A 4,758-nucleotide genomic window follows, 5' to 3' on the forward strand; every position below is an offset into this window, starting at 1 on the left:
TTTCACTCCAGCTTTCATGGAGCATGGGGCAAAAATCATCATCGTATTGCTTAGTGTCGATACCACCATCTCAGTATTGGGAATGAGTGCTTTCCAGAGACAACTTGCTGATTTCAGGGAGAAGAGAAGGGAGATTGAAAGGCGCCTGAAAGTACTTCACGAATTCAAAGAGAACAAGATGCTTGAAGGTTTGCGTGTAAAGTTGGATACTGAATTGGATGAATTGAGGATGCGTCTCAGTATTTCTGCCAAACGAATCTTGCATGCATTTCCCTCGCTGACAAGCAGCAACGAGGAAAAGCGGTTATTGCTGGAAACATTGAGAAAGACCATACGGGAGACTGCTTTGCACAAGAAGTTGCATGAAAACAAGCATAGGAGCAAAAAGAGAGATGATTGAGTTACGGGAGCACTATCAGGAAATATTGGATAGCTTGGGCGAAGCTGCAAAGATTGCCGGGAGAGAACCAAGTGACATTACGCTGATGGCAGTAAGCAAGACCCGTACATACCAGGAGATGCTGGACCTATACTCGTGCGGACAGCTCCTCTTTGGGGAAAACCGTGTACAGGAAGTACAGGAGAAGGTTCCCCTAGCAAGACCGGAAGGGATGAGACTGCACCTGATAGGGCACCTGCAGTCCAATAAGGCAAAGAAAGCGGTAGAGCTCTTCGATGGAATTGATAGTGTCGATTCGCTGAAACTTGCCAAGAAAATTGAAGGATATCTTTCCCGTCCATTTCCCATCCTGCTTGAACTCAAGACAGCACAAGAAGAGTCCAAAAGTGGGTTCTCTTCTGAGGATGAGCTCTTCTCCGCACTTGATGTCATTATGCAAAGTACCTATCTCCAGGTACGTGGGTTGATGACCATTGGTCCCTTGGATGGAGATGAGAAGATGGTAAGAACAGCGTTCTCACGACTGAGAAAGGCTTATGATGCGGTGCAAAAGCGATTTGCCCCACCATCATTCGATACCCTGAGCATGGGTATGAGCAGTGACTACCGCCTGGCAATAGAGGAAGGTTCCAACCTGGTAAGGATTGGTACAAAGCTGTTCGGGAAACGGGGGTAAGCATGCGCCGAGTCATGGTAATCCTACTGCTACTGCTCATGATCTTCCCATTGCAGCTATCAGCTGACCAACTCAAGGGGTATGAACCCTATGAGGAAGAAGAGTTCCCTCTTTGGAGTTATAAGATCAGAAGGGCTGAGACGCTCTTCTTTGGTTCCATGGTTATCACGCTGCCTGTTGCTGCATTGCTGTATCGCGTTGCAGTGGATTCCAATCTTATTGAAACACCATCGACAGACCTGCAAAGCTTCCTCATGCAAGGTTCTATTGCCGCCGGACTTTCACTGGGAATATCGATTGCCGATTATATCATCGGTGAAGTGGGGAGTACCAATGGGCGTTAAGGAAGGTAGGGTAGACCTCGTTGTAGAATCCTTGGAACATCCCCTTCGTTTGGATGTCTATGTTGCAAGCCATACCGATATCATCTCACGTTCTACCTTGAGCGAATCAGACACAACGATTAAGCTCAATGGCAAAACAAGCAAGAAAAGCAAACTTGTCAGGGAAGGTGACCGCATAAGCATCCACTTCAGCCAGTCATTCTTTGAAGGAATTGAAGGGGAAGATATTCCTCTCACTGTCCTGTATGAGGACGAAGATCTTCTGGCGATCAACAAGGAACAAGGGATGGTTGTACACCCTGCAAATGGAAATATGGAACATACCTTGGTCAATGCATTGGTCCATCGCTACGGCAAACAGTTCTGTGAGGAACTGCAGGATGAAGATGAAGGTGAGGATGAAGTTGACCTCTCCAGTCCTGCAGTACGTCCCGGTATTGTGCATCGCTTGGACAAGGATACCAGTGGTGTCTTGGTAATTGCCCGTAACAGGATAAGCCACAGGCATCTTTCTGCACAGTTCAAGGACCGTACAACAAAGAAAATGTATATTGCCCTGGTAAAAGGGGTATTCAAAAATAAGCACGGTGTTATAGAGAAACACCTGAAACGTGACCCAAAGGACCGAAAGAAATTCACTACTTGTGCTGATAATGAGGGAAGATATGCAAAGACTGAATATCAGGTTTTGAGACAGTACCATGGGTTTGCTCTCTTGAGGATTACCCTGCATACGGGGAGGACCCATCAGATCAGGGTGCATTTAAGCAAGGAGGGACACCCGATCATCGGCGATCCCATCTATGGGAAGGATGATGGACAGACCTTGATGTTGCATGCCTTGCTTCTTGAACTTGACAGTCCATCAAAGGGAAGGAGATTGCGTTTCGTTGCCGCAATGCCTGAACGCTTTCGTTCCTATATATGTTCTACTCGTCCTCTCTCCAATTCTGGCGCTCGGTCTCAATCTTACCCAACTGCAAGAGATCGTGGTTGAACATACGCTCGATCCTTAATTTGCTTGCCGTACCATGTCCTGGAAAGAGCAGGATGTTCTCATCGAGTGTCATCAGTTTCTGGTTGATGGACGATATAAGCAGAGCCTGTTCCCGGTATCCGGGTGTTGACCCTATTCTCCCACAAAGCAGTGTATCACCAGTGAATAATGCATGATCGATTTTATATACCATGCTGTCCAAGCTGTGACCAGGTATATGGATGACCTCAATCTCCAGACCACAGAGATTAAGAACCTCAGCATCCTCGATTGGATGGTAGAGAAACTCATAGCTACTGAAGGCTGAGGCATGGACCTCTACATTATAGATCTTTTTCAGGGTTCCAAGTCCCTCTGTATGGGAAGGGTGTCGATGGGTAAGCAGTACATGTTTCAATTTGTATCGATTTGCCTCTATCAAGTTGATCAACTCAGTATCTACATGTCCAGGATCGATCAAGAGAGCATCACTGCCCTCCTTGCGGGCAACGAGATAGGTATTGCAGAAACCTACGACAGAAAAATGTTGATAGATATTCAAAAGCGAGCCTCCTCCCAATTGGAGTAGCGGAAGGAGACGCGTCTCCTGTCAGTATAGACAAAGTCGGCTTTCTTCAAGTTGCAGTCCTCAAAATCAGTATCCCTGAGGAAACTTGAATTGAAGGTTGAAAAGTAGAGGTCGCAGTCACCGAATGAACAACGCAGTGTGTCAATTCCACTGAAATTGGTATGCATGATCATGCTACCTGAGAAATCACAGTCGATCATCTTGCTACCGGAGAATACACTGTAGCGGGAGATGATACCGTTGAATTTGCACTTTTCGAAGAGACAGAAATCGAAAAAGCTGTTAAGCAAGGTGACTTGTGAAAAATCCACATTCCTAAAGGTGCACCATGCCATATTTGAGGCAGAAATGGTTTTCTTCCCCAAGGTCAGATCCTCGAACTCGCTTCCTGTAAGTGAATAGTCAACAATATCCTTGCTGCCGGTTAGCCGATCAAGACAATCCTGATAGAGTTGGTCTTGGTTCTCGCTGTGGCGAAAACAATGGCTGCCTTCATTGCATACATAGGTATGGCAGAGTGGGTGAGAGCACGTTTTAAAACAGAACATAGCATTACAGTATCAAATACCTTCTGGTTGTCAAGAGCCCCGTTTGCAGATACAGTACTTCCTGGGAGCTAGAAAGAGATGCAAACAGGCCTGATAACCAGAGGGATCAACAATATTTATACGGTGGAGTCTCAAGGGAACTCCTATCTTTGCCGTATCAAGGGAAAACAGTTGTTCCAAGTTACTGATGAGTACAATCCACTTGCTGTAGGGGACCAGGTATCCTTCGTCCTTACCAATGAGGGAGAGGGGCTGATCACGGAAAGACTTGAGAGACGCAACTGTTTCCAGCGCTGGAATGCAAAGAAAGGATGCAATCAGACCGTGGTAGCCAACATGGATTTGGTCGTCTGTGTTAGCAGTGTTGAAAGTCCTCCTTTCAGACCACGATTCATCGACCGGGTTATAGCCTGCTCCCGGAAAGCCCCGGTCATGATCATCCTGAACAAGAGCGACATCCTTCTCACAGAGGAGGAACATGAGCGTTTTTCCCTTTACGGTAAACTTGGGTATCAGACGATGGCGGTCAGTGCTGCAAATGGAGAGAATCTTGATCGCTTGCATGAGGTACTTAAGGGAAAGACAGTGGCATTTGTAGGACAGAGTGGGGTTGGGAAATCCACGTTGATCAACCGTTTGTTGGGAGTAGAACAGAAGACAGGGGAAATCTCCCATAAATATAATCGTGGTCGACATACCACCAATCATGCTCTGTTGTTGCATGGCCCTGATTTTACGATTGCAGATACGCCAGGGGTAAGGGAATTCCTCGTCCCACACACCGACCCCCACGAATTAAGCGATGCTTTTCCTGAGTTTGCGGAGTTTGCAGGCTCATGTACGTATGAAGGATGCCTGCATCAGGGAGAACCTGGATGCAAGGTGATGGAAGCAGTGGAACAGGAGCTCATTCACTACGATAGATACGAGAGCTATCTCAGGAGGCTTGCTTCCCTTGATGAAAAGAAACCTGAGTGGATGGGAAAGAATGACCGTTCAAAATCCTGGGTCAAACGAATGGAGAGAGATGAATCACAAGAGTATTGAAGAACTGGGGTTCTTCCAGGTTTTACAACAGATACAGAGCATGAGTCATGCACCAGAAGGTGTGCAAGTTCTTGAAACGCTTCCTTTTATCGATACACAGGATGAACTTACCGTACGTCAGAGACAAGTTTCAGCAGCAATGAAACTGCTCTCAGGAGCCGATAGACTCATCATCCAC

7 protein-coding genes and 1 pseudogene are annotated in these 4,758 nt (G+C 46.6%); 6 read left to right on the forward strand and 2 right to left on the reverse strand.

Features of this window, described 5'->3' with window-relative positions:
- The 4 genes and pseudogenes from JF818_RS05030 to JF818_RS05045 all read left to right on the forward strand — a co-directional run.
- Positions 1–400: pseudogene (locus tag JF818_RS05030) on the forward strand (hypothetical protein); the annotation flags it as partial.
- Complete coding sequence (locus JF818_RS05035; protein WP_198890875.1) at positions 393–1,076, forward strand: YggS family pyridoxal phosphate-dependent enzyme; 684 nt, start codon at positions 393–395, stop codon at positions 1,074–1,076. The pseudogene JF818_RS05030 and the gene JF818_RS05035, both read left to right, overlap by 8 nt.
- Positions 1,077–1,078: 2 nt before the next feature.
- Positions 1,079–1,420, forward strand: a complete 342-nt coding sequence (locus JF818_RS05040; RefSeq protein ID WP_198890876.1) for a hypothetical protein — start codon at positions 1,079–1,081, stop codon at positions 1,418–1,420.
- Positions 1,410–2,417 (forward strand): RluA family pseudouridine synthase, encoded by a 1,008-nt coding sequence (locus JF818_RS05045; protein WP_198890877.1) that lies wholly within the window; start codon positions 1,410–1,412, stop codon positions 2,415–2,417. Before JF818_RS05040 ends, JF818_RS05045 begins: the two co-directional genes overlap by 11 nt.
- On the opposite strand, the gene JF818_RS05050 is transcribed toward JF818_RS05045, so the two are convergent.
- Together JF818_RS05050 and JF818_RS05055 are read right to left on the reverse strand one after the other, a co-directional pair.
- Positions 2,350–2,958, reverse strand: coding sequence for an MBL fold metallo-hydrolase (locus tag JF818_RS05050; protein WP_198890878.1), 609 nt, complete (start codon positions 2,956–2,958; stop codon positions 2,350–2,352). The two genes, JF818_RS05045 and JF818_RS05050, sit on opposite strands and share 68 nt — an antisense overlap.
- Positions 2,955–3,533 (reverse strand): pentapeptide repeat-containing protein, encoded by a 579-nt coding sequence (locus tag JF818_RS05055; protein ID WP_198890879.1) that lies wholly within the window; start codon positions 3,531–3,533, stop codon positions 2,955–2,957. The genes JF818_RS05050 and JF818_RS05055 overlap by 4 nt, the downstream gene beginning before the upstream one ends.
- Positions 3,534–3,611: 78 nt before the next feature.
- Between JF818_RS05055 and rsgA the strand changes: the two genes are divergently transcribed.
- A complete protein-coding gene (rsgA, locus tag JF818_RS05060; protein ID WP_198890880.1) occupies positions 3,612–4,580 on the forward strand; it encodes a ribosome small subunit-dependent GTPase A in 969 nt (322 codons plus the stop codon).
- On the forward strand, positions 4,561–4,758 hold a 198-nt coding region (locus JF818_RS05065; RefSeq protein ID WP_198890881.1), incomplete at its 3' end, for a hypothetical protein. The genes rsgA and JF818_RS05065, both read left to right, overlap by 20 nt.

It is taken from the genome of Sphaerochaeta sp. S2 (assembly GCF_016406725.1).
GTDB lineage: Bacteria > Spirochaetota > Spirochaetia > Sphaerochaetales > Sphaerochaetaceae > Sphaerochaeta.

Bases quoted from the DNA above. Each gene is read 5' to 3' on its own strand.
- JF818_RS05035 (WP_198890875.1), top strand. From the start codon at position 393: ATGATTGAGTTACGGGAGCACTATCAGGAAATATTGGATAGCTTGGGC.
- JF818_RS05045 (WP_198890877.1), top strand. From the start codon at position 1,410: ATGGGCGTTAAGGAAGGTAGGGTAGACCTCGTTGTAGAATCCTTGGAA.
- rsgA (WP_198890880.1), top strand. From the start codon at position 3,612: ATGCAAACAGGCCTGATAACCAGAGGGATCAACAATATTTATACGGTG.
- JF818_RS05055 (WP_198890879.1), bottom strand. From the start codon at position 3,533: ATGTTCTGTTTTAAAACGTGCTCTCACCCACTCTGCCATACCTATGTA.
- JF818_RS05040 (WP_198890876.1), top strand. From the start codon at position 1,079: ATGCGCCGAGTCATGGTAATCCTACTGCTACTGCTCATGATCTTCCCA.